Raw genomic sequence first — 19,842 nt, 5'->3', positions numbered from 1 at the left:
AAATGGGGGGAACAATGGATTTCCAGGTTCTCGGACCCTTGGGGATGCTGGACAAGGGCAAGAACATTGCGCCTACAGCACCCAAGCCTCGACAAGTGATCGCACTACTGATCATGCGACGGAACGCAGTCGTCCAAACATCCGAATTGATCGACGAGTTATGGGAGGACGGACCTCCCACCAGTGCGCTGACAACGCTCCAGACCTACATATACAAACTCCGCAAGATCCTGGTTCGCCACGGGGGCGAAGAGGTTCTCCACACCCGGCCGGGCGGCTATGTCCTGCATATACCCAACTCGTCGGTCGACCTCCACCGGGCCGAAAAGGCCGTCGGCGAAGGGAAGGCGACACTCCGCAACGGCGACGCCACAAAGGCCCGCGAATTATTGGCCGAAGCGCTGGCGATCTGGCGGGCCCCCGCACTCGTCGACGTGGACAGGGGCGCGCTTCTTTCCTCGTACGCGACACGCCTTGAGGAATTTCGCTCCAGGACGCTGGAAATGAGGATAGAGGCGGATCTCCGACTCGGCCATCACAGGGAGCTGGTGAGCGAACTCAAATCACTCATTCTCACGCATCCGCTGCACGAGCATCTGCACGCCTCGTTGATGATCGCTCTGCACCGGTCGGGCCGCCGTCACGAAGCCCTTGAGGTCTTCCGGGTGCTACGGCAGAACATGGTCGAGGACCTGGGGCTCGAGCCGGGCGAAGAACTGCGCCAACTCCACCAGGCATTGTTGGCGGACGCGCCGGTCGGGCCGCCGTTCGAGACACGGCAGTCCATCCATACGGTGCCGCGGGAGGGCGCCGTATCCGGTGCGACCGGGACACGAGGTGGGCGGGCGACCGCCGTCGACCTGATGCTCGCGACGGTACCCGCCCAGCGCGAGGCCACCGGCGCCTTGTCCGAAGGAGCCGCGGGAAAGGCCGGGCCGGTGCCACCGCCGCCGCGCTCCGCCCCGGACGGGCACCGTACGGCCGGGGGTTCGACCGCACCCCCGCCGGCGGAGCTTCCCGCAGATGTGGGCGACTTCACCGGCCGGGCCCCGGTCATCGAAGACATCATGCTCCACTTCCGGCCGCCCGTGGACGGGACCGTACGGCACGCCGCGACCCGTGTCGTCGTGATCGCGGGGATGCCGGGGGTGGGGAAGTCGGCACTGGCCGTCCATCTCGCCCACCGGGTACGCCACCTCTTCCCGGACGGTCAGCTCCATGTCGAACTCCTCGGCTCGACCGACGAGCCGAGGGACGTCCGGGAGGTGCTCCACGGCCTGCTGCGGTCCCTGGGCATCCCCGACACCCTGATCCCGGCGAACCTGGAGGAGCGCTCCAAGCTGTTCCGTTCGACGACTGCGGCGCGTCGGGTCCTGCTGGTGCTCGAGGACGCGGCGACGCTGACGGATGTCCGTCCGCTGCTGCCGGGCGGTCCCGAGTGCGCGGTGATCATCACCAGCCGTCGCCGGCTGCACGGACTGGCCGGAGCGCAGAGCGTGGACCTCGACGTGCTGGACAGCGCCGAAGGCATCGCTCTCCTCGCCAGCCTGATCGGTCGTGAACGGCTCGACGAAGAACCACAGGCGGCCGGCAAACTGGTGGAGTTGGGCGGCTGGCTGCCGCTCGCCCTGCGATGCATCGGCGGGAGGGTGGCCACCATGCCGGGACTGCCGCTCACCCGGGTCGCGGACCAGCTGGCGCGTTCCGAGGACATCCTGAGCGAACTGCGCCTGGGCGACCTCGACGTGAGGTCCGGCTACGACGCGGCGTACGACCGGCTCTCCCGCAGCGAGCAGGCGGTCTTCCGGCTGCTGAGCATGTTGCCCGCCGATGAGTTCACCGCCGCCACGGTGGCGAATCTGCTCGGCTGGGAGATCCCCTCCGTGGAGCACATCCTCGACCGGTTCGTGAACAGTTACCTCCTCAAGATCGTCCACTACAACAACGACGAGCTGCACTACGCGCTTCCCCCGTTGACCTGGACCTACGCGAGGGGCCTGCTGGACTCGACGCTGAAGCAGGACCCGCGGCTCGGGGCGGACGCCTGCCAGGGGCCCTCCTGCGGGTGATGTCCAGGGCCCGCCCGGTGGACCGGGCGGGCCCTAAACATCACACCACCCGCACGTGCGGCACGTAGAGAATCCACCTGCCGCCGGACTCCCGGAACCGGGTCTCCTTGGCGATGATCTCCTCGGCGTGGTTCCAGGCGAAGAGCAGCGCATAGTCGGGATAGGGATCCTCGAACGCCGCCCGGGGGCGCACCGGAATGTGTGCACCGGGGGTGAGCCGCCCCTGCTTGTTCGGGGTGGTGTCCGAGATGAACGAGACCGTTTCGGGGCCGATCCCGCAATAGTTGGTCACGGTCGCGCTCTTCGCGGTCGCGCCGTAGCCGACCATCGTGCACCCCTCCGCCTTCAGCTTCCGCAGCAGACTCACCAACTCGTCCCGGGAGCGCTCCACGTTGCGGAAGAAGCCCTGGAGGGTGTCGAACTCGGCCAGCCTGCGGGTCTTCTCCTCCGCGAGCAGCTGCGCCACCGCGGGGGCAGGCGTGCGCCGTCCCCTGCGGGCGAGGGTGTAGCGCACCTCACCGCCGTGCACGGGCAGCCGCTCGACCCCCACCAGCTCGAAACCGAACCGCTCGGCCATGGCGGCCACCGAGGTGACGCTGAAGAAGTAATAGTGCTCGTCGTAGATCTGGTCGTACGAGGTCTTCTCCACGATGTCCGCCAGATAGGGGTCCTCGAAGACGAACACACCGTCGGGCGCCAGCAGTGCGTCGATCCCCTGGAAGATCGATTCCATGTAGGGGATGTGGCAGAGGGTGTTGGCCGCGTAGATCAGCTGGGCGGGCCCTTCGGCCTCCTTGATCTCCCGCGCGGTCGACGCCTGGAAGAACTCGGTCGTGACCCGGATACCGAGCCTGCGGGCGATGTCGGCGACGCTCTCGGAGGGCTCCACGCCCATATGCCTGACACCTGCGTCCGCGAGTGCCCGGAGCATGATCCCGTCGTTGCAGCCCAGTTCGACCGCGAACGCGCCGGGGGCGGTCAGCTCGGTCCGCAGGAAGTCCTGCGCCGTCCGCTCGAAGTGCTTCCTCATCACCGACGACCCGGACGACAGGTACGGGTAGTGGCCGTTGAACATCAGATGCCGGGGGACTTCCTCCATGAGCTGGACCATGGTGCACGAGTCGCACACTCCCAGCGCGAGCCGGAAGAGGTACTCGTCCCCGATGTAGTCGGGTTCCAGGAACCCGCTGGAAAGCGGCTGCGTACCGAAATCACCGAACTCGTGAAGTCGGCCGCCGCAGATACGGCAGCTCGTCATGGTGTACACGGTCTCCCCGGGCTCTCGCAGCCGTCTCAACAACGACTGGACCGCACCGGGCTCCAGCGGGCCTCGGTGAGGCTTCGACCCCCTCGCCCCAGCCTGATTCCGGCGGCCCACGTCCGTGAACGCGCGGACCCGCCGGCGGAGGGAGTCGGGTTGTACGGGGCAGAGGCCAGCGAGATCTACGAGCTGCTGCACCAGGGCAGGGGCAAGGACTACCGGGCGGAAGCCGAGGAGATCGTCCGCCACGTGCGGGCCAGGATGCCGGGCGCGGCGTCCCTGCTGGACGTGGCGTGCGGCACGGGGGCCCATCTGGAGCACTTCCGACCACGGTTCGACCGGGTCGAGGGTCTCGAACTGTCCGCGCCCATGGCGGAGGCCGCGCGGCGCAGGCTGCCAGGGGTCACCGTCCACACCGGTGACATGCGCGACTTCGCGCTGGACGGCTCCTTCTCGATCATCACCTGTATGTTCGGTTCGATCGGCTATCTGACCGATCCGAGTGAACTGGCGGCCGCGCTGCGCCGGTTCGCACGGCACCTCCAGCCGGGCGGTGTCGTCGCCGTCGACCCCTGGTGGTTCCCGGAGACCTTCCTGGACGGCCATGTGGCCACGGGAACGACCGTCGACAGGGGCCGCACGCTCGCCCGGGTGTCGCACTCGGTCCGGGTGGGTGATGCCTCCCGGGTGGAGGTGCACTATCTGGTCGCCGACGCCGCCTCGGGGGTGCGCCACTTCAGCGAGACGCATCTGATCTCGCTGTTCACCCGCCGCCAGTACGAGGATGCCTTCTCCGCCGCCGGCCTGGACGTGGAGTACCTCGGCGGTCTGCACAACGGCCGCGGGCTGTTCCTCGGGGTGTTCGACGCCTCCGCCCCCGTCGGATGAGCGTCCGGGCCCCACTCCCCCATCGACGCGAAGGAGAGCCGCCCATGGCGTCCCCCCGTGAACTGACCACCCCGGCGACGCTCCCCGAGGAGAGTGTCCGCCGCTATCGCGAGGACGGCTTCGTCCATGTGCCCCGGCTGCTCTCCCCGGAGGAGGTCGCCCTCTACCGGACGGCCGCCGAGAACATCCTGGCGCGGGACATGGAGGTGTGGGAGGGCGGAGAGGACGGCGCGGCCGTCGAGGTCAACTACACCACCCAGGTCTGGCGCAAGGACGAGACCCTGCGGGGGCTCGCCCTCCACCCCGCGCTGACCGGCATCGCGGCCCGGCTGGCGGGCGTCCCGCTGCGGCTCTACAGCAGTGAGGTCCTGGTAAAGGAGCCCGAGGTGGCACCACCGACCCTGCTCCACGACGACGAGGCCGGGCTGCCGATGGACGGGCTGGAGCACACCCTCACCGCCTGGGTGGCCCTGGTGGACGTACCGGTCGAACGCGGTTGCCTGAGCTACATCCCCGGGTCGCACCTGCGCGCGGACGCCGAGCGGCTGCGGCACATGACCGGCTTCGAGCAGTTCCGCGAGCCCGACGAGATCTGGCCCGACTTCCCCTGGCGGCCCCGGGTCACCGTGCCGCTGCGCGCGGGCGACGTCGCCTTCCACCACTGCCGGACGCTGCACTGGGCCGGGGGCAATGAGACCGACACCCGCCGGGTCGGTCACGGGGTCATCTACATGGACGCCGGGACGACCTATCTGCCGGGCGTGATGGACCAGTACCTCGCGCACCTGGAACCGGGCCGGCCGCTGGACGATCCCCGGTTCTTCCCGCTCGTCACCGGCTGACCCCGTACACGACGCGACGGCCCCGGGAGTGGTCTCCCGGGGCCGTCGCGCATCGCGGGCACCCGGGGTACTACCCGCGCCGGTCGGGCTCCAGCGCCCAGGCGCTGAGGTGGTCGATCGCGTCGGCGTAGGTGAACGGCTGCATGAACCATCCGGCGCGGACGTCGCGATGCCGTCGGCCGAGCGGATGCCCCGCGGTGAACGACGCGCCTCCCGCCAGTGTCATGCAGTCCTCGACGATGCCGGAGGCACAGCGGTTCACCACCAGTTTGGCCTGCTGGAAGGGGGCCATCATCCGGCGTCCTCGCTCGGCGGGGTCACCCTCGGTGCGCTGCCCGTGGTACTCGGTGCTGATGAGAGCGGCCGCCAGGGCGGACCGCAGCGTGTAGAGCTTGACGTCCATCTCGGCGACGAGGGTGCGCACGGCACTCGCCGGGGTGCCGCCCCGGCTGCGCACCCCGGCAACCGCGATGTCCCGCGCCGACTGGGCTATCCCCGCGTACACGCCGAGCAGGCCGATCGAGCTGACCGTCTGGCCGGCGAAAGCCGCGTGGTCGACCTCGCCGACCGGGCCGCGCAGGAAGAGGTCCTCCTCGGGGACCGGACAGTCGTCGAAGACCACGGAGGAGCTGGCCGAGGCCCGCATTCCCATGCCGTCCCAGTCGTCCGGCACGCTCAGTCCCGCGGTGCCGGCGGAGAGGAAGGCGGCGGCGAGCCGATCGGGCCCGGTGGTGGGCCGGGTGGGGGCCGCGACAACGAAGTGCGTGGCCACGGGGGCCATGCTGACGAGGATCTTGGCGCCGGAGAGCAGCCAGCCGCCCCGGGCCGCCGGGCGCAGTTCGGTGGTCCGCCGACCGTCCTTGAGGGCGCCGCCGATCACCGCGTCACCGGTGCCCATCAGGGTGAGGATGCGCTCGGCGAGCGCCTGCCCGGAGGGAGTGGAGTGCTCTCGCTCGTAGGACATGGTGATGCCCCGGCAGAGCTGCATGTGCAGGGAGAGTGCGGTGGAGGCGTCGGCCTCGGCGATCCGCATGATGGCCAGGCAGATGTCGTGGACGCTGCTGACACCGAGACCGCCGAACTCTACGGGCACGGTCGCGGCGAGGACTCCGTCGTCCCGCAGTGCCCGGAACACGTCCTCGGGAAAGGTGCCGGCGCGGTCGTGCTCGGCGGCCCCGTCCGCGATGTGCGGCAGATGGCGGCCGATGATCTCCAGCAGCCGGGCGCCCTCTGCGGTGATCGGTGCTCCGAGGTCGCAGAGGGGCGGACGGCTGGCGGCGTGAGGGGGCATGGTGTCGTTCTCCTCGGTGTCACGGATCCGCGCGGTCGGCCGTCGCGAGATACCGGTCGATAGCGGTACGGAAGTAGCCCGGCCCGAAGCCCAGTTCGGCCACTTCGGGCACGATCCGGTGGAGCTTGTCCACCGAGGGGCAGTGCGAGACGGTGTCGTCGGCGGGTACGCGTTCGGCGCTCAGTCCCAGGCGCAGTTCCAGGTGGTCGATGACGTCGCTGATGTCTGTGCAGTCCCCGGAGGCCAGATTGATCACCTCGTCGACCGCGCCCGCGGTGAGCAGCAGGTCCAATGCGGCGACGAACTCCTCCACGTGCAGCATGTCCCGGCGGGCGCCGCGCTGGACGGTGACGCGGCCTTCGCGGAGCCGGCGGACGAGGACGGGGAGCAGCCGGTACCCGGGCTCGCCCGGCCCCGTCACATAGCCGAGCCGGAGCACGAGATGGCGTACGCCCGCGTCCCGGACGATCTTCTCCAGGCCGAGTTTGTGCTGTCCGTAGGGGAGAGCGGGGACGACCGGTTCGTCCTCGCGGCCCCGGCAGCCGGGCGATCCGTACATGCTGACGGTGGAGAAGAAGACCATCGTCCGCCCCCGGGAGCGGCAGTGCTCCAGGGTGTTGCGGACCAGCTGCTCCTCACGGCGGTGCTCGGAGTCCGGCAGGGGATGGCGCGGTACCCCGGCCGCGAGGACGGTCACCCGCGGGTGCGCGTCGACGAGCGGCCGGAGGTGCCGGGCGAGGAATCCGGTCCCGATGATCTCCATCAGCGGGACGGAGGACGGACCGAGAGCGCGTGTCCGAAGACGCCGCGCGGGTCCCAGCGTGCCTTGGCCCGCTGGAGCCTCGGGTAGTTGTCCCGGTAGTAGAGGGTGGACCAGGGCACGTCGGAGGTGTTCCAGCGGGGGTCTGCGAGGTCGGCGTCCGGATAGTTGATGTAGCAGCCGCTGTTGTCGGCGTTCGGTACGGGAACGCCCCCGGTGTCGTCGAACACCTCCTGGTAGAAGCGGCGCATCCATTCCAGCTCGCCCGTGTTGGCGGGGTCGTCGTAGTAGAGGTCGTAGGAGACGCTGAAGAGGGAGTCGCGGTGGGGGAAGGCGGTCGCCGAGGGGGCGACGGAGTTGATCTTCCCGCCGAAGGAGTTGAGGTAGACGGAGGCTCCCCAGCGGTGGCCGTCGCTCAGGTACCTGTGGATGGTGGCGATCTGACGGTCGGTCCACCTTCTGCGCAGGAAGCTCGCCTTTGACTTGAAGGGAGTGCCGCCCGGGTGGGTCTCGGAGTTCAGGGTCTCCGGCAGCCATGCCTGTTCCGCGTGCTCGACCGTGGGTGCGACGCCGACGCCGGCGGTGACGACCCTGATGAAGTCGTCCATCAGCCGGTCCGCTTCGGCTCGTCCGGTGTCGGCCCCGACGAGGAGCTGGAACTCTCCCGCGGTGCGGTGGGGCAGCGAGAGCGCGCTGCCCACCTTGGTCTTCGGATTCCGCTCGTGCCAGCGGCCGTGGTCGCGCACGAGCGTGGTGAACGCCTGCTCGCCGATGTCGTCCCACTGCCAGGTGAGCGTGCGGCCCACGGAGGACTCGGGCGGCCGGGGCAGCAGCATCGCGGGGTCGCGGCTGCGCACCCCCGGGGAACGCAGCAGATAGCGCAGGACCACTCCGAAGTTGCCGCCGCCCCCGCCGGTGTGGGCCCACCACAGGTCTCGGTTGGGGTCGTCGGGCCGACGGGTGGCCACGACCCTGCGCGCCCTGCCCGACCGGTCCACGACCACGGCCTCCACACCGTAGAGGTGGTCCACGACCATGCCGTGCTCACGGGAGAGGGAGCCGTAGCCGCCACCGGCGATGTGGCCGCCGATGCCCACGCTGGGGCAGCTCCCGCCGGGGATCGTGACTCCCCAGCCGTAGTAGAGCGCCTTGTAGACCTCGCCGAGGGTGGCACCGGACTCCACCGAGAACGCCTGGTGCCCGGTGTCGAACGAGACCTTGTTCAACGGTGAGATGTCCAGCACGACAGCGACGTCGGCGCTGGTCACGAAGTCCTCGTAGCAGTGGCCGCCGCTGCGGACGGCGATCCGCTTGCCGGTACGTACGGCCTGGTCGATCGCCGCCACCACCTGCTCGCCCGACCAGACCAGTGCGAAGGTCTCCGGATCGGGTGTGAAACGGCTGTTGTAGCTGGTGTTGAGGTTGATGAATCTCGGATCCGTGCGGCCCACGGTCACCGGTCCCGTGACCGGTGCGCAGGTCATCGCGGACGGTGTGGCCCGAACGCTCTGTGCCCCCAGGCCGGTCAGAGCAGCGGCGCCGCCGGCAGCAGCAGTTCCTCTCAGTACGCCGCGCCGCGTCAACTCGCCCAACGTGAACACCGTTCCTTCCCCCGTCGTCCGTCCGGTACGGGCGTCACGCTAGGCAGCGGCCCTGTCCAACTCCTGGGGCCCGGCTGTAAGGGCCGTCGAGGCGGGCTCAAGGCGGGCGCGACACCGGTACGAGACGTCGTCTGCATGCTGCCCCCATGGGAGTGACAGAGGACGACACGGGAAATCTGGATGATTCGGCCTACAAGGCGGAGGTCACCCGGGCCTTCGAGCACGCGGCGGCACGGTACGACCGGCTGGGGGTCGAGTTCTTCACCCCGATGGGGCGCCGGTTGATCGAGCGGGCGAAGCCGGCGCCCGGCGAGCGGGTCCTGGACATCGGCTGCGGACGGGGCGCCGCGCTCTTCCCCGCGGCCGAACAGGTGGGGCCCACAGGATCGGTGCTGGGCATCGACATCTCCCCGGCGATGGTCGAGGAGGCCCGCCGGGAGGCCACACGCCAGGGCGCCGACCAGGTGGAGGCACGGGTGATGGACGGGGAACGCCCCGACCTGCCCGCCCGCTCCTTCGATCTGGTCACGGGCAGCTACAGCGTGATCTTCCTGCCCGACGCGCCCGGAGCGCTCGCCCGCCATGCCGGACTGCTGCGGGACGGCGGACGCATCGCCTTCACCAGTCCCGTCTTCTCCGACGACACCTTCCCCTTCCTGCCGCCGGTGTTCACCGACCTCATCCCGCGCTCCCTGCTGAGCGACCTGCCACCCCATTGGCAGCCCGAGGCGTTGCAGCGCCGTTTCAACAGCTGGCTCTCCATCCCCGCCGACCTGCGTCGGACGATGGAAGCCGCGGGGTTCACCGGTGTCGAGGTAGCCGACGAGCCGGTGGAGCTGACGGCGGCATCGGGCGAGGCATGGGTGGACTGGTCCCACACCCAGGGCATGAGGCTGCTGTGGACGCACCTGCCCGAGGCCGAGAGCCGACGGCTGCGCGAACGGTTGATCACCGCCCTCGACGCGATGCGGGACGGTGACGGGCCGCTGACCATCGACACCCCGGTGCGCTACGTCACGGCGGCGGTACGCCGGTAGCGCCCGGCCCGGTCCCCTCACCTGCCGGGTTCCGGGGCCGCACCCGGCCCGACCAGGGCCTCCCTGGCGGCGGCCACCGACGCGCGGTCCCGCTCGGGCGGCCCGGGGCGGGCGGGCAGCAGGGACACGACCACGCTGCGCCCCGACCGTACGGCCGGGTGGCGCCGGGCCAGCTGGGAGAGCCCCTGTCCCGGCCCGGTCTCCACCAGTACCGCGTCACCATCGGCGAGCAACGCGTCCAGGGCGGGCCAGAACCGTACGGGGGCGACGGGCTGGGCGGCCCAGTACCCGGGGTCCGCGGCCTCTTCGGGGCGCAGCGGGAGAGCCGTGTAACAGGAGTGGAGGGTGATCCGGGGAGGCCGGACCGGGAGCGCGGCGATCAGCTCCGTCGAACCTGCGACGGCGGGGGCGAGCACGGGGCTGTGGAACGGGCTCAGCGACGGAACCCGCCGACAGGTGAAGTCGGCCGCCAGCAGCTCCTCCCCCGTCTTCTCCAACGCCGGATCCGGCCCCGCCAGCACGGTCTGCCGGGGAGCGTTGTAGGCGCCGATGACGACGTCGCCGCCGAGGAAGGGTTCCACTTCCCGCGGCGACGCCGCGACGGCGAGCATCCCGCCCGGCGGGCCGTCGCTCAGCAGGCGGATGCGGTCGCGCATCAGGGCGACGGCGTCCGACAGGGTGAACACCCCTGCCAGCACCGCCCCCGCCAACTCGCCGATGCTGTGCCCGAGCACCGCACGGGGCCGCACGCCCCAGCTCAGCACGAGTCGGCCCAGAGCATGGTCGACGGCGAACAGCAGGGGCTGGGAACGGCTCACGTGGTCGAGTTCGACGGCCGGCTTTTCGGCGAGCCAGTCCCCCCTGAGCCGCTCCCCTTCCGCCCCCAACGCGGTGAAGACCTCCTCCATGGCTGCCGTGAACACGGGATCGGCCCCGAACAGGCCGGCGGCCATCCTGAGGTGCTGTGCCCCCTGCCCCGGCAGGAGAAGCACAGTAGATCGCCCGGCTGCCAACGTCCCCACTCCCCTCTCATGTGCGCTCCGCCCAAACGGGGCGCCGCAGTAGTTCGATCACGGCACAGGACCAGCTGAATCCGGCGCCGACGCTCACGAGCAGACAGGTGTCCCCGGCGTCGAGGGCCCCGCTGACGACGAGGTGGTCCAGCCCGGCGATCGGGTCTCCCGCGCCGAGGTGGCCCACCCCGCGGCTCCACGGCCAGGTCGTCCGCTCGGGATCGAGGTCGAACCTGCCGAAGTACCCCGCCTGGAGCCGGCGTCGGCCGAGGTGGGGCAGGGCGAAGCGGTCGATGTCACCGAGTTCGAGCCGGGCCGCGGCCAGAGCGCCCTTGACCGCGGCGTCCTGGGCGGCCCCCACCCGGGCAACCGCGTAGGAGGAGCCCGTTTCGGCGAGGAAGGCGCGTTTGCAGGCGTCGAGGTCCACCTGGGGGCGGTGGCTGAACGGCGCGGGTCCGAACGGGTCGTCGCCGCGGTGCATCCCTTCCAGCTCGGGTGCGGAGACAGTGACCAGGCTGCACAGCCGGGCGAAGCCCTCCCGGCGGGAGAGCACGAGGGCGGTTCCCCCGTCGGCGTACACCGTGCCGGGATCGCTGCGCCAGCGGTCGAAGCCGGGAGGGCAGAACTTGTCGCCCGTGGTGATCAGGGCGGCCGTCCGCGCGGGAGCGACGGCGAGGTAGGCGGAGGCCAGTTCGAGTGCGGCCATGCCGCCGTTGGAAACCTGTCTCACCTCCATGGCGGGGCAGTGGTTGCCGACCGCCGCCCGCTGGACGTACGAGGCCGGCGCCCAGAGGTCGTGGCCCTGGTGGAAGAAGCTGGCGTGCAGCACCAGGTCGATGTCGGAGGGCCCCGCACCGGAGCGTTCCAGGGCCTGGCGCGCCGCGCGGACGGCCATGTCCGGAGCGGACTCCTCGCCCGCCACGGCGACCGACGCCATGCCCGTGGTGCGGGCGAGGGGCGCGGGGCACCGGCCGTCGGCCACCGCGTCCTCGATCAGCACGCGCGGGGGCAGCCAACTGCCGGTCGCCGCAAGGTAGAGATCGTCCATCGCCGTCCCGTCAGCCGGCCCGCCCCGCCGCGGCGGAGGCCAGGTGCTCGTTGACGGCGGTCACGAACTGATGGAGCGTACGGATCTCCGCGAGTCCGCCATCGGAGAGTTCGACTCCGTACTCCCGCTTCACACGGCTCGCCGCCTCCATCAGGGCCAGCGAGTCGTATCCCAGGGATTCCAGTTCCGCCTCCCCGACGTCCCCCTCGTAGTCGGTCAGCGCCTCGTCCTCACCGGCGCACTCGCGCAGGATGTCGGTCAGTTCGGTCAGCGTCAGCTCGGTCATCGAGAGTCCTTTCGTCGCCCTGTGACGATCAGGGCGCTGTTGAATCCGTTGTGTCCGCGCGCCAGCACCAGCGCGGTGTCCCCGGTGAATGCCCGGGGTCCGTCGCGGACGAGGTCGATGTCGTGGTCGGTGGTGACCCTGGTGGTCGGGGGGATGACGCCGTCGCGGACGGCGAGCAGCGCGAGGACGACGTCGAGCGGGGCGCCACCCGAACAGAGTCGGCCGATCATGGTCTTGGGTGCGGTGACCGGTACGCCCCGGGGACCGAAGACCGCGGTCAGCGCGGCGGCCTCGGCCCGGTCCCGTTCGGGAGAGCCGTCGGCGTCGGCGAAGACCACGTCGATGTCGGCCGGGGTGAGCTCCGCGTCGCGGAGTGCGGTACGGATGGCACGGCCGAGGTTGTCGGGGCGTCCGGAGCCGGGCGGCGGATCGAAGGCGGTGCCGTATCCCACGATCTCGCCCTGGATCACCGCACCGCGCCCACGGGCGAGGGCGGCGTCCTCCAGCACGAGGATCGCGCCCCCCTCCCCCGGCACCTGCCCGCTGGCATCCGGGTCGAAGGGGAGGTAGGCCCGGCCCCGGTCGTCACGGGTGGAGAGCCGTCCGCCGGCATTGCGGGCGGCCATGCCGTACGGGCACAGGGAGGACTCCATGCCGCCGGTGAGCATCATGGCGGCACCGTTGCGGATGGCCCGGCGCGCGCCGGCGATGGCATCGATGCCGCCCGCCTGTTCGGCGACGAGCACTCCGGCCGGACCGCGCAGATCGTGGCGGATGGAGATCTGGCCGGTGTTGACCGCGTAGAACCAGGCGAACGACATATAGGCACTCACGTGGCCCGGACCATCGGCCCAGAGGTTCTGCAACTCCCGCTGGCCGAAGTCGAAACCGCCGGCCCCGGCCGCGGTGACCACACCCAGGTCGAGGCGTGACATCCCCTCGGTGTCGATCGCGCTGTCGGCGATCGCCCAGTCGGCCGCGGTGAGCGCGAACTGAGTCATGCGGTCGGTCTGGGGGATCAGTCTGCCGGGCAGGTGGTGGGCGGCGTCGAAGTCCCTCACCTGCCCGGCGAGCCGGCAGCCGAACGCGGTGCTGTCGTACCTGTCGATGGGCTCGATGGTGTCCCGGCCGCTCAGGGTCGCCGCCCAGAACGCCTCGGTTCCCAGCCCGTTGGGGGCGATGACGCCCGTCCCGGTCACTACGGCCGTGGTCACGCGGTCCCCCTGTCGGCGTCGGTGAGCACCATGGCGCTCTGGAATCCGCCGAACCCGCTGGCCACGGTCAGAACCGTCTCCAGCGGCTGTTCGCGGGCGGTCAGCGGCACGTAGTCCAGGTCCAGCTGGGGATCGGGGTGGTGGAGGTTGGCCGTCGGCGGTACGACGTGGTGCTCCAGGGCGAGCGCGCAGGCGGCCACCTCGATGGCCCCGATCGCCCCGAGCGAGTGCCCGACGACCGCCTTGATCGAGCTGATGGGCACGGTACGGGCGTGCTCCCCGAGGCTCCGCTTGAATGCCGCGGTCTCGTGCCGGTCGTTCTGCTGGGTGGCCGTGCCGTGGGCGTTGACATAGTCGACCGCCGTGGGGTCGAGACGGGCGCGGTGGAGTGCGGAGGTGATGGCGCCGGCCATCTCCCGCCCGTCGGGGCGCAGTCCCGTCATGTGGTGGGCATTGCCGTGCGAGGCGTGGCCCGCGATCTCCGCGTGGACGTGCGCACCCCGGCGGCGTGCATGCTCCAGCGACTCCAGGACCAGGACCGCCGCGCCCTCCCCGAGGACGAATCCGTTGCGGGTCCGGTCGAAGGGACGGGACGCACTGGTGGGTTCGTCGTTGCGGGGCGAGGTCGCCTTGATCGCGTCGAAGCAGGCGACGGTGATGGGGGCGATCGGCGCGTCGGTGCCGCCCGCGACCATGACGTCCGCGGCGCCCTCGCGGATCAGGTCGCAGGCGTGTCCGATGGCGTCGATGCCCGAGGTACAGCCTGCGGAGACGACAGCGTTGGGCCCTTCGGCCCCGATCTCCCACGCGACCTCGGCCGACAGGGAACTCGGCACGAAGTAGTCGTAGAGATGCGGTGAGGCCGGTGCGGGATTCACGACCCACCGCTGTCCGTCGCCGCTGAGGCGCCGGTACTCGTGCTCCAACTGCTGGGTCAGCCCGACCGCGTTGCCTATGCTGACGCCGACCCGGTAGGCCTCGTCGGGGCCGATCAGCAGTGCGCTCCCGGCCATCGCCTCCCGCGTGGCGATCATGAGCATCTGCGCGGCCCGGTCGAACCGTTCGGTCTCCGGCCGGGTCAGCCCGGCCTGATGCGGGTCGAAATCGCACTCGGCGGCGATCCGCGAGCGGAAGGGCCCCGGGTCGAAGGCCGTGATGCCCCGGGTGGCGGGCACCCCGGAGACGATGCGCTCCCAGAACGCCTTGGTCCCGGTGCCTCCCGGTGCGACCACACCGATTCCGGTAATGGCGACGCGACGTTCCCCCATGAGGCCCCCAAGACTCTCACCACCAGCCGAGAATGAACGGTTCGACGTTGCGGTGTCGCTCTCGCAGGGGCGTCGAGGGCTACTGGATCAGAGGTGCGGAAACGATGCGCGGGGGTCGGGGCAGAGCACAGGCCGCTGCATTGTCGGTCGACCCCGGCTGGTCGGCGGAAGCACCGGCGGGCCTTCCGAGGTGCACAGGCGTTGGTGGTCGCTTCACGGTTACGGCGCGTCCCGGCCGTTCGCCCTCACCCCCGGTACGTCTCCAGCAGCCGCAGCCACACCTCGCTGATCGTCGGGTACGCCGGAACCGCGTGCCACAGCCGGTCGACGGGGACCTCTCCCGCGACCGCCACGGTCGCGGAGTGGAGGAGTTCGCCGATGCCGGGGCCGACGAAGGTGACGCCGAGGAGGATCTCGCGGTCCAGGTCCACGATCATGCGGGCGCGGCCCCGGTAGCCGTCGGCGTAGAGGCCGGCGCCGGCGACCGAGGCGAGGTCGTAGTCGACGGCACGGACGCGGTGGCCCGCGTGTTCGGCCTCGGCGAAGGTGAGGCCGACGGAGGCGGCCTCGGGGTCGGTGAAGACGACCTGGGGGACGGCCCGGTGGTCGGCGGTGGCCGTGTGGGGGCCCCAGGGGGACGTGTCCAGGGGCGGGGACTGCCGGGCTCGGGCGGCAATGGCGGCGCCCGCGATGCGCGCCTGGTACTTGCCCTGGTGAGTGAGGAGGGCGCGGTGGTTGACGTCCCCGACGGCGTACAGCCAGTCGGTGTCCTCGACGCGGCAGCTGTCGTCCACCGTGAGCCAGGAGCCGGGCTCCAGGCCGACCGTCTCCAGGCCCAGGTCGTCGGTGCGCGGGGCCCGGCCCGTGGCGAAGAGGATCTCGTCGGCCTCGACGCGGGTGCCGTCGTCCAGGACGGCGGTCACCGGGCCGTCCGGTGCGGGGCGCTCGACGGCGGTGACGGAGACTCCGGTACGGATCGTGGCCCCGGCCTCCGTCAGCGCCTCGGCCACCAGCTCGCCGGCGAAGGGCTCCATCTTCGGGAGCAGGCCGCCGCCCCGGATCAGCAGGGTCACCCGGGCGCCCAGGGCCTGCCAGACCGTGGCCATCTCCACGCCGACCACTCCCCCGCCGACGACCACGAGCCGACCGGGCACCCGCTCGGCGCTGGTGGCCTCGCGGCTGGTCCAGGGGCGGGCCTCCGCGATGCCGGGGAGGTCGGGGACGACGGCCCGCGTACCGGTGCACACGGCGACGGCGTGGCGGGCGGTGAGGCGGTGCTCGGTGCCGTCGGGGGCGGTGACGGTGACCTCGCGGGGGCCGGTGAGGCGGCCCGTGCCCCGGTGGATGTCGGCTCCGATGCCCTCCAGCCAGCCGACCTGTCCGTCGTCCTTCCAGTGGCTCGTCATCTCGTCCCGGTGGGCCAGGACCGCCGGGACGTCGAGGGGGCCCTGCACGGCGGCGCCGAGGCCCGGGACGCGGCGGGCGTCGGCGCGGGCGACCACGGGGCGCAGCAGGGCCTTGCTCGGCATGCAGGCCCAGTACGAGCATTCGCCGCCGATCAGCTCGGACTCCACCACGGCCGTGGCGAGCCCGGCCGCGCGGGCCCGGTCGGCCACGTTCTCCCCCACCGGACCTGCGCCGATGACCACCACGTCGTACTCGGAAGCATTCATGGAAACAGTGTCCTCGCGGGTGTGCGCCCTGGCCACACGGGCAGGCGGAATAGCGCACATGCCGTCACCGTTGTGCCGGACGGACCGAACCCGGCACAGGAAGAGGTAGCAGGAATGAGCACCGTAGAGCTGACCAAGGAAAACTTCGATCAGGTCGTCAGCGACAACGACTTCGTCCTGATCGACTTCTGGGCTTCCTGGTGCGGCCCCTGCCGACAGTTCGCGCCGGTCTACGACTCGGCGTCCGAGCGCCACCCGGACCTCGTCTTCGCGAAGGTCGACACGGAGGCGCAGCAGGAGCTGGCCGCCGCCTTCGACATCCGGTCGATCCCGACGCTGATGATCGTCCGGGACAACGTGGCCGTCTTCGCGCAGCCGGGTGCTCTGCCGGAGGCCGCCCTGGAGGACGTCATCGGCCAGGCCCGGAACCTGGACATGGACGAGGTCCGCAAGTCCGTCGAGGAGCAGAAGCGGGCGGCGGAGGCCGGGCAGCAGGGGCAGTCCGAGCCCCAGTAGGCGCCCGCCCGGCCTTCTGATCGCCGTTTCGCCGCCGTACGGGCCCGGGGTGCCGGGCCCGCGGCGGATTCGGCGCGTCCGGGCGTCGGCGGACGCGTCCGGGCTCCGGCGTGTTCAGCCCGTCGGGCGCACTCCGTCGGCCACCTGCACCGACATGCCCGGGTCCAGTTCCTCGCCGTCGACCAGCACGGCCTCCACCGTGCGGGTCTCCGGGTCGATGTCCGCCTCCATGCCCTCCCCGGTGTACCGGGGGTAGCCCGAGGCCCCCGTCTTCCCGGTGGCGGAGACGACGGCCGAGCGGAGCGGACGTCCGGGGGCTCCGGTCCGCGTCCGGCTGTGGTCGGGGATCAGGAGGAGTTCGTAACTCTGCGGGTGGCTCATGGTCCCGACGCTAGACATCCGCAGCTGGCCGCGCATGTCGTCGCGCCGGGGCGGTCAGCTGGAGTCGCGGTGCACGGCGCCGGTGCGCAGCAGGTCCTGGTGGACGGGGGCGGTGCCCGGGTGGTGGACGAGCCGGTCGATCGTCTCGGCCAGCGGCTGGTCCATGGCCAGCTCCATCCGGACCGTGCTCAGCCGGGGCCGCAGCAGCCTGCCGAGCAGGAGGTCGTCCGCCCCGATCACCGCCGTGTCGCCGGGTATCGCGACGCCCGCGTCCTGGAGCGCGCGCATCAGCAGCATGGCGTACTCGTCGTTGTACGCGAACACCGCGTCCAGCCCCAACTCCCTCCAGCGCCCCGCGAGTTCCGCCGCCGACTCCTCCTCGTAGCCGAGCGGCAGGGGGTGCACCCGGGCCCCGGCCGGTTCGGCCGTCTGCCGGGCTCCGGCGAGGCGGGGTTCGGAGAACGGCGTGAGGCCCGGCTCCCGGGGCATCACCACCCCGATGCGGCGGCGGCCGCGCGCCAGCAGATGGGCGACCGCGCTGGCGCCGACCCGCCGCTGGTCCATGACCAGCCCGTGGGCGCCCGCCACCGGCTCCGGGCCCAGGGTGATCACCGCTTTGGCGCCGGAACGGGTGAGGACGTCCGTGCCGTGCGGGGTGAGGGTGATGCCCGGCGGTACGACGACGGCGACCGGCCGCAGTTCGGCCCAGGCCCGTACCGCCTCGTCGTCCGCGAGGCCGGCGCTGCCGTACTGGACGACGGTGTAGTCCAGGCGGCGCAGCCCCGCCTGGAGTTCCTGGAAGAAGTGCTGGTGGAGGGGGCCGGAGGGTATGTGCCCGGAGGGCAGCAGGACCAGGCGGCTGTGTCCGGCGCGCAGACTGCGGGCGGCGGCGTGCGGGACGTAACCGAGCTGGGTGGCGGCCTCCCTGACGCGGTGCCGGGTGGGTTCGCTGATCCGGACGGCGGCGTTGTTGTTCAGGACGTACGACACGGTGGCCCGGGACACTCCGGCGAGGCGCGCCACATCGGCGCTGGTCGGTACGGAGACTTCGGTGGGCTGCTTGGGTAACTGGCTCATGGCGAGCGGCAGTCTTCCAGATCCGCCGGACCGGCCGGTGCCCCGGGGGCACGCTCGCGCGGCGGCTCGCCGGGGGCCCGCCGGACGCCCCCGCTCCCCGTCCGGGGCCCCGCAGGTCATACGGTGTGGCGATGACGTTCCACCACAGCGCAGAGCGCACCGACAGCCCGTCCGTACTCCCCGGCAGCACCGGTCCGACCGCCACCGTCCAGGCCGATCCCCACGCGGTGGGCCCGGTCCGCACCTCGTACGCCCCCGACCGCGACGGCGACCCGGATCCGGGCGAGATCGTCTGGACCTGGGTGCCGTTCGAGGAGAACGACGGGCGCGGCAAGGACCGGCCGGTTCTCGTCGTCGCGCGGGAGGCGGCGGGCACCCTGCTCGCCGTCCAGCTCTCCAGCAAGCAGCACGACATGGACCACGAGTGGGTGGCGCTGGGCGCCGGTCCCTGGGACAGCTCCGGACGGCCGTCCTGGGTCGATCTGGACCGGGTGCTGCGGGTCCACGAGGACGGGATGCGGCGTGAGGCGTGCGCGCTGGACCGCGACCGGTTCGACACCGTCACCGGGCGGCTGCGGGAGCGGTACGGCTGGAGCTAGTGGCCGCGCGGCGGGGTCCGGGGCGGGCGGGAGCTCACGGCTCCCGCCCGTATCGGCCCGGTCGGCGCAGCCTCGCCGGGCCGGGCACCTGGCGGGGCCGGGGCCCGTACCGGCCGGCGGACCGCTCCGGGATCGGCGGCCGGGCGGGCAGGGCCCCGGAGGGCTCGTCCCGCCCCGCCTACCGTTCCCCGGCCCCGAAGGTCCGGGTGAAGGCCGCCCGGACCGGTGAGTCGGGGGTGCGGTCGAGGATGCCGAACACGATCTGTTCGAAGTGGGCACCGAACCGGCCGTCCCCGACGAGCAGCGCCCCGAACGCCGCCGCCACCTGGACCGGGTCGTTCCGGAAGACCCCGCAGCCCCAGGCGCCCAGCACGAGCCTGCGGTAGCCCCCGGCGGCGGCGACCTCCAGGACCCGTTCGGCGCGGGCGGCCAGGGCGGCGGGGACGCGGTGGGCCTCCTCGATGACCTGCCGCCGGATCACTCCGGCGTTGGGCGCCGGGGAGGTCAGGAATCCGGCCTCGTACGGGGTGTCGAGGAAGCCGCCCCGGTCGTCGCGGAAGACGGGGACGCCGGGCGAGTGGATCACCCGGTCGGTGTAGAAGGGGCTGCGGTCGGCGCGGTGGTGCGCGTAGTACGCGGGAGCGCGCAGCAGGGTGGTGTGAAGGGCCGAGCCCCGGCAGAGGGCCTCCTCCTGGGCCTGGGCGCCGTTCAGGTAGCCGCCGCCGGGGTTGCGGGCGGAGGCGTAGCTGAGCACGGCGACCTTTCCGGGGGCCTCCTCGGCCATCCGCCGGGCCGCCCGCAGGCTGCTCTCGCCGGTGACCTCGAAGCGGGGCGTCCGGTCGGTGGCCAGGGCGGTCACGGGCACCGGCTCGGGGCCGTAGAGCCGGGTGCCGGAGCGGGCGGCCGCCACGGCGCGCTCGATGGACACCGCGTGACCTGCGGCGTTGCGATAGTGCCCGGCCTCGACGACGGCTTCGGTCTCCCGCGCGATACCGCGCAGCCGCGCGCTCACCTGCGC

The 19,842-nt window shown here is 71.7% G+C and carries 19 protein-coding genes; 6 read left to right on the top strand and 13 right to left on the bottom strand.

Annotation, left to right across the window (positions count from 1 at the left end; genetic code table 11):
* The first annotated feature begins 44 nt into the window (after nucleotides 1–44).
* Nucleotides 45–2,069, top strand: coding sequence for an AfsR/SARP family transcriptional regulator (locus tag ACQ9ZG_RS31315; protein ID WP_258312041.1), 2,025 nt, complete (start codon nucleotides 45–47; stop codon nucleotides 2,067–2,069).
* Nucleotides 2,070–2,109: 40 nt separating this feature from the next.
* Here the strand turns inward: ACQ9ZG_RS31315 and ACQ9ZG_RS31310 are convergent, their stop codons facing one another.
* Nucleotides 2,110–3,327 (bottom strand): class I SAM-dependent methyltransferase, encoded by a 1,218-nt coding sequence (locus tag ACQ9ZG_RS31310; protein ID WP_109914793.1) that lies wholly within the window; start codon nucleotides 3,325–3,327, stop codon nucleotides 2,110–2,112.
* A gap of 159 nt (nucleotides 3,328–3,486) precedes the next feature.
* Here ACQ9ZG_RS31310 and ACQ9ZG_RS31305 point away from each other — a divergent pair, with 159 nt between their 5' ends.
* Both ACQ9ZG_RS31305 and ACQ9ZG_RS31300 read left to right on the top strand, forming a co-directional pair.
* Nucleotides 3,487–4,218: a class I SAM-dependent DNA methyltransferase gene (locus ACQ9ZG_RS31305; RefSeq protein WP_109914788.1), complete on the top strand. Its 732-nt coding sequence runs from the start codon at nucleotides 3,487–3,489 to the stop codon at nucleotides 4,216–4,218.
* A gap of 44 nt (nucleotides 4,219–4,262) precedes the next feature.
* The gene (locus ACQ9ZG_RS31300) at nucleotides 4,263–5,060 is read left to right on the top strand and encodes a phytanoyl-CoA dioxygenase family protein (protein WP_109914789.1); all 798 of its coding nucleotides are present in this window, start codon (nucleotides 4,263–4,265) and stop codon (nucleotides 5,058–5,060) included.
* Nucleotides 5,061–5,130: 70 nt separating this feature from the next.
* Here the strand turns inward: ACQ9ZG_RS31300 and ACQ9ZG_RS31295 are convergent, their stop codons facing one another.
* From ACQ9ZG_RS31295 to ACQ9ZG_RS31285, 3 genes are read right to left on the bottom strand one after another with little or no spacing between them, the layout of a single operon-like run.
* Nucleotides 5,131–6,351: an acyl-CoA dehydrogenase family protein gene (locus ACQ9ZG_RS31295; RefSeq protein ID WP_109914790.1), complete on the bottom strand. Its 1,221-nt coding sequence runs from the start codon at nucleotides 6,349–6,351 to the stop codon at nucleotides 5,131–5,133.
* 19 nt (nucleotides 6,352–6,370) lie between these two features.
* Nucleotides 6,371–7,114 carry an NAD-dependent epimerase/dehydratase family protein gene (locus ACQ9ZG_RS31290; RefSeq protein WP_109914791.1) on the bottom strand — a complete coding sequence of 248 codons (744 nt, stop codon included), beginning with the start codon at nucleotides 7,112–7,114 and terminating at the stop codon, nucleotides 6,371–6,373.
* On the bottom strand, nucleotides 7,114–8,595 hold the full coding sequence (locus ACQ9ZG_RS31285; RefSeq protein ID WP_109914792.1) for an FAD-binding oxidoreductase: 1,482 nt from the start codon (nucleotides 8,593–8,595) through the stop codon (nucleotides 7,114–7,116). Before ACQ9ZG_RS31285 ends, ACQ9ZG_RS31290 begins: the two co-directional genes overlap by 1 nt.
* A gap of 263 nt (nucleotides 8,596–8,858) precedes the next feature.
* On the opposite strand from ACQ9ZG_RS31285, the gene ACQ9ZG_RS31280 reads away from it, so the two are divergent.
* Nucleotides 8,859–9,749 (top strand): class I SAM-dependent methyltransferase, encoded by an 891-nt coding sequence (locus tag ACQ9ZG_RS31280; protein WP_375138281.1) that lies wholly within the window; start codon nucleotides 8,859–8,861, stop codon nucleotides 9,747–9,749.
* 17 nt (nucleotides 9,750–9,766) lie between these two features.
* Here the strand turns inward: ACQ9ZG_RS31280 and ACQ9ZG_RS31275 are convergent, their stop codons facing one another.
* The 6 genes from ACQ9ZG_RS31275 to ACQ9ZG_RS31250 form a co-directional block, all read right to left on the bottom strand.
* The gene (locus ACQ9ZG_RS31275; protein WP_499281469.1) at nucleotides 9,767–10,702 is read right to left on the bottom strand and encodes an acyltransferase domain-containing protein; all 936 of its coding nucleotides are present in this window, start codon (nucleotides 10,700–10,702) and stop codon (nucleotides 9,767–9,769) included.
* Nucleotides 10,703–10,778: 76 nt separating this feature from the next.
* On the bottom strand, nucleotides 10,779–11,810 hold the full coding sequence (locus ACQ9ZG_RS31270; protein WP_109915915.1) for a ketoacyl-ACP synthase III family protein: 1,032 nt from the start codon (nucleotides 11,808–11,810) through the stop codon (nucleotides 10,779–10,781).
* Nucleotides 11,811–11,820: 10 nt separating this feature from the next.
* Nucleotides 11,821–12,096 carry an acyl carrier protein gene (locus ACQ9ZG_RS31265; protein WP_018487459.1) on the bottom strand — a complete coding sequence of 92 codons (276 nt, stop codon included), beginning with the start codon at nucleotides 12,094–12,096 and terminating at the stop codon, nucleotides 11,821–11,823.
* On the bottom strand, nucleotides 12,093–13,310 hold the full coding sequence (locus tag ACQ9ZG_RS31260) for a ketosynthase chain-length factor (protein ID WP_109915913.1): 1,218 nt from the start codon (nucleotides 13,308–13,310) through the stop codon (nucleotides 12,093–12,095). The genes ACQ9ZG_RS31265 and ACQ9ZG_RS31260 overlap by 4 nt, the downstream gene beginning before the upstream one ends.
* A complete protein-coding gene (locus ACQ9ZG_RS31255) occupies nucleotides 13,307–14,578 on the bottom strand; it encodes a beta-ketoacyl-[acyl-carrier-protein] synthase family protein (protein WP_109915912.1) in 1,272 nt (423 codons plus the stop codon). Before ACQ9ZG_RS31255 ends, ACQ9ZG_RS31260 begins: the two co-directional genes overlap by 4 nt.
* A 245-nt stretch (nucleotides 14,579–14,823) precedes the next feature.
* Nucleotides 14,824–16,251, bottom strand: a complete 1,428-nt coding sequence (locus ACQ9ZG_RS31250) for a dihydrolipoyl dehydrogenase family protein (RefSeq protein WP_499281468.1) — start codon at nucleotides 16,249–16,251, stop codon at nucleotides 14,824–14,826.
* A 114-nt stretch (nucleotides 16,252–16,365) separates the two neighbouring features.
* On the opposite strand from ACQ9ZG_RS31250, the gene trxA reads away from it, so the two are divergent.
* A complete protein-coding gene (gene trxA / locus ACQ9ZG_RS31245; protein ID WP_018487455.1) occupies nucleotides 16,366–16,767 on the top strand; it encodes a thioredoxin in 402 nt (133 codons plus the stop codon).
* 114 nt (nucleotides 16,768–16,881) lie between these two features.
* On the opposite strand, the gene ACQ9ZG_RS31240 is transcribed toward trxA, so the two are convergent.
* Together ACQ9ZG_RS31240 and ACQ9ZG_RS31235 are read right to left on the bottom strand one after the other, a co-directional pair.
* Nucleotides 16,882–17,148, bottom strand: coding sequence for a hypothetical protein (locus ACQ9ZG_RS31240; protein ID WP_028417987.1), 267 nt, complete (start codon nucleotides 17,146–17,148; stop codon nucleotides 16,882–16,884).
* 54 nt (nucleotides 17,149–17,202) lie between these two features.
* Nucleotides 17,203–18,225, bottom strand: a complete 1,023-nt coding sequence (locus ACQ9ZG_RS31235) for a LacI family DNA-binding transcriptional regulator (RefSeq protein ID WP_386697515.1) — start codon at nucleotides 18,223–18,225, stop codon at nucleotides 17,203–17,205.
* 131 nt (nucleotides 18,226–18,356) lie between these two features.
* Between ACQ9ZG_RS31235 and ACQ9ZG_RS31230 the strand changes: the two genes are divergently transcribed.
* Nucleotides 18,357–18,824 (top strand): type II toxin-antitoxin system PemK/MazF family toxin, encoded by a 468-nt coding sequence (locus ACQ9ZG_RS31230; RefSeq protein WP_109915731.1) that lies wholly within the window; start codon nucleotides 18,357–18,359, stop codon nucleotides 18,822–18,824.
* A 178-nt stretch (nucleotides 18,825–19,002) separates the two neighbouring features.
* Here ACQ9ZG_RS31230 and ACQ9ZG_RS31225 read toward each other — a convergent pair whose 3' ends face one another.
* Nucleotides 19,003–19,836, bottom strand: coding sequence for a TIGR02452 family protein (locus ACQ9ZG_RS31225; RefSeq protein ID WP_109915732.1), 834 nt, complete (start codon nucleotides 19,834–19,836; stop codon nucleotides 19,003–19,005).
* Nucleotides 19,837–19,842: the final 6 nt, after the last annotated feature.

This window comes from Streptomyces araujoniae (genome assembly GCF_050871195.1).
GTDB lineage: Bacteria > Actinomycetota > Actinomycetes > Streptomycetales > Streptomycetaceae > Streptomyces > Streptomyces bacillaris.
Note: the sequence above shows the minus strand (reverse complement) of the source record. Positions and strands in the feature narration are given on the sequence as shown.

Coding starts and splice junctions, on each gene's coding strand:
- ACQ9ZG_RS31315 (WP_258312041.1), top strand. CDS start 45: ATGCTGGACAAGGGCAAGAACATTGCGCCTACAGCACCCAAGCCTCGA.
- ACQ9ZG_RS31310 (WP_109914793.1), bottom strand. CDS start 3,327: ATGACGAGCTGCCGTATCTGCGGCGGCCGACTTCACGAGTTCGGTGAT.
- ACQ9ZG_RS31300 (WP_109914789.1), top strand. CDS start 4,263: ATGGCGTCCCCCCGTGAACTGACCACCCCGGCGACGCTCCCCGAGGAG.
- ACQ9ZG_RS31295 (WP_109914790.1), bottom strand. CDS start 6,351: ATGCCCCCTCACGCCGCCAGCCGTCCGCCCCTCTGCGACCTCGGAGCA.
- ACQ9ZG_RS31290 (WP_109914791.1), bottom strand. CDS start 7,114: ATGGAGATCATCGGGACCGGATTCCTCGCCCGGCACCTCCGGCCGCTC.
- ACQ9ZG_RS31285 (WP_109914792.1), bottom strand. CDS start 8,595: ATGACCTGCGCACCGGTCACGGGACCGGTGACCGTGGGCCGCACGGAT.
- ACQ9ZG_RS31280 (WP_375138281.1), top strand. CDS start 8,859: ATGGGAGTGACAGAGGACGACACGGGAAATCTGGATGATTCGGCCTAC.
- ACQ9ZG_RS31275 (WP_499281469.1), bottom strand. CDS start 10,702: ATGGCCGCCGGCCTGTTCGGGGCCGATCCCGTGTTCACGGCAGCCATG.
- ACQ9ZG_RS31270 (WP_109915915.1), bottom strand. CDS start 11,810: ATGGACGATCTCTACCTTGCGGCGACCGGCAGTTGGCTGCCCCCGCGC.
- ACQ9ZG_RS31265 (WP_018487459.1), bottom strand. CDS start 12,096: ATGACCGAGCTGACGCTGACCGAACTGACCGACATCCTGCGCGAGTGC.
- ACQ9ZG_RS31255 (WP_109915912.1), bottom strand. CDS start 14,578: ATGGGGGAACGTCGCGTCGCCATTACCGGAATCGGTGTGGTCGCACCG.
- ACQ9ZG_RS31250 (WP_499281468.1), bottom strand. CDS start 16,251: ATGAATGCTTCCGAGTACGACGTGGTGGTCATCGGCGCAGGTCCGGTG.
- trxA (WP_018487455.1), top strand. CDS start 16,366: ATGAGCACCGTAGAGCTGACCAAGGAAAACTTCGATCAGGTCGTCAGC.
- ACQ9ZG_RS31240 (WP_028417987.1), bottom strand. CDS start 17,148: ATGAGCCACCCGCAGAGTTACGAACTCCTCCTGATCCCCGACCACAGC.
- ACQ9ZG_RS31235 (WP_386697515.1), bottom strand. CDS start 18,225: ATGAGCCAGTTACCCAAGCAGCCCACCGAAGTCTCCGTACCGACCAGC.
- ACQ9ZG_RS31230 (WP_109915731.1), top strand. CDS start 18,357: ATGACGTTCCACCACAGCGCAGAGCGCACCGACAGCCCGTCCGTACTC.